This is a genomic window from Luteitalea sp. (genome assembly GCA_009377605.1).
Classification (GTDB): Bacteria; Acidobacteriota; Vicinamibacteria; order Vicinamibacterales; family Vicinamibacteraceae; genus WHTT01.
Genome location: WHTT01000199.1, coordinates 1 through 1,851 on the forward strand (window position 1 = coordinate 1; position 1,851 = coordinate 1,851).

A 1,851-nucleotide genomic window follows, 5' to 3' on the forward strand; every position below is an offset into this window, starting at 1 on the left:
ACACCAGCGGTGGGGTTGCTCAGGAAAGTCGGTGTCGCACCCCTCCGCAGCACAGGGGTGATCCTCAGCGTAGGCGGTGGCGGCAGCTATAAGTGCCTCGTGTGGCTGGTAGCCCTGAGACGCGAGCACAGAGACAAAGGCACCGGACAGGATCTCTTCGTAGCGGCGCAACTGCGTCTCGCGCGGCAACGTCACGTCGATGGCGAAGTCGATGTCTTTCGCCACCTCCGCGATCCGCGGCTCCGGCGCGAGGGGAGGCGGGGCCTGCGGATTCTGCTGTGCGCGGAACACGCGACTCCGGCCCTCATCTGGCCTGAACTCCTCGCACGCGCAGTGGTTGCAGTCGGGCCTACCCTTCGGCTCTCGCTTCACGAGCGTCCAAAAATGCACGTCGCGATGATGCCCACACGCGCAGACCTCTCCCGAGGGGGCGGCCTGCGCCACTGCGTGCCGTTTGTAGTCGCACCCCGGCGCGCAACCTCCGACCCGTCCGCAATGCGGACACCAGGAGTCGGCCAGATCCTCTTGCGTCAAGGCCTGCGCCGCTCCCGGCTGCGCCTGCAGGGCGGCGGCGAGTTCCGCTACAGGACACGGCAGATGATGCCTGGGTCCACTGGCGAACGAACCACCAGTCTGCCAACCCTTCTCGCAGACGATGCAATGCCTCATGCGACCGCCGCACAGATCTTCACCCTCGTCTGTGTAGAATTTCTCCACCAACTGCTCGACGGCGCGCGGCGTCTGCGGATCGGCAGGGGCGGGGATCATCGGGTTATGCCTTCCGCGCCACATCAAGATCCACTACCTGCGATTCGATGTCGTGCTGGACGTCCCTCGATGCGTCCCTCCAGCACGAACGGTGTGCGCGAAAGAACAACGATCGCGCGCCAGAGTCGGGAAGCACGCTGATGGACGTGCGTGGTCGTGCGCTCAACGCATCCCCACAAATCGGACAGGGCACATCCATTCCAGGATCGAACGTCGGTAGCGTGTCTTCGGGCCGCTCGAAATAGCCCACATGAACAATCTTCATCGGCTGTCCCTCTCTCGTGTCCGGGGTCATCGGGGGCCTCCGACATGGGTAGCGGCTGATTTCGCCCCCTGTATCCGTGATGGCGATGCTCCAAGTCGGCTTGGACCATTAAGGGAGCCACCGTCAGCCGCTGCCCACTTGCGAAGGTTGCGCGCGTAGACCACCCAAAGGGCAGCGTTCATCGGCAACAATCCCCACTCTTGGCGCGTTACGATAAAAATCAGCCACAGTGCCTGATTCAGCAACCCCACCAGCCACGCGAGTGACTTGCGGTCGCCTGCTAACCAGAGGCTGTAGATCGTCAGCGCTGACATAATCCAGGTCATCGTGCCCCGCTCGTGAGGGTGGCGAGTTCATCGGCGCGCTGCTCCAATTTCTTGGCATCCGCCAACATGTCCATTGCCCGATCGTCGTAGACGTCGTCGCGTAAGTCTCGGCGACGACGCAATTCCGCCGCATCGGCTCGCCATTTCGCCACCAGCCGCGCGATCGCCTGCTGGCGCGTCTGGGCCTCGGCTTCGAGGGCGTCGGCACGCTGAAGGTGCTGCGCGGCGTATTCGCCTGTCGTGGTCAACGCCGCCTCTTCACACTTGAAGGCTTCAGTTAGCCGCGCGATCTCGCCTTGCTGGGCATCGCGGTCGCACTGCATACAGTAGGGCGACTCCGAGCCGTCTTCGTGCAGGCACGGCATCGCAAAGACGCGGTCGTGCCCACAGGGCGACACGCGGCCCGGCTGATGCCGATCTAGCAACAGCTCATCCCGCTCCGCTCGCAGCGTCTGGGCCTCGGCCTGGAGTGCATCCCGCTCAAGGATGGCG

Annotated in this window: 3 protein-coding genes; all 3 read right to left on the reverse strand. The window is 64.1% G+C overall.

The genetic code is table 11. The annotated features are described in order from the left end of the window. On the reverse strand, positions 1-768 hold a 768-nt coding region (locus tag GEV06_28455; GenBank protein ID MPZ21783.1), incomplete at its 3' end, for a hypothetical protein. A 4-nt stretch (positions 769-772) separates the two neighbouring features. Beyond that, the gene (locus tag GEV06_28460; GenBank protein ID MPZ21784.1) at positions 773-1,033 is read right to left on the reverse strand and encodes a hypothetical protein; all 261 of its coding nucleotides are present in this window, start codon (positions 1,031-1,033) and stop codon (positions 773-775) included. Positions 1,034-1,355: 322 nt separating this feature from the next. Beyond that, positions 1,356-1,724, reverse strand: coding sequence for a hypothetical protein (locus GEV06_28465; protein MPZ21785.1), 369 nt, complete (start codon positions 1,722-1,724; stop codon positions 1,356-1,358). Positions 1,725-1,851 lie beyond the last annotated feature (127 nt).

What these genes read in the sequence shown, in the direction of transcription:
- GEV06_28460 (MPZ21784.1), bottom strand. Translation starts at nt 1,033, where the DNA reads ATGAAGATTGTTCATGTGGGCTATTTCGAGCGGCCCGAAGACACGCTA.
- GEV06_28465 (MPZ21785.1), bottom strand. Translation starts at nt 1,724, where the DNA reads ATGCCGTGCCTGCACGAAGACGGCTCGGAGTCGCCCTACTGTATGCAG.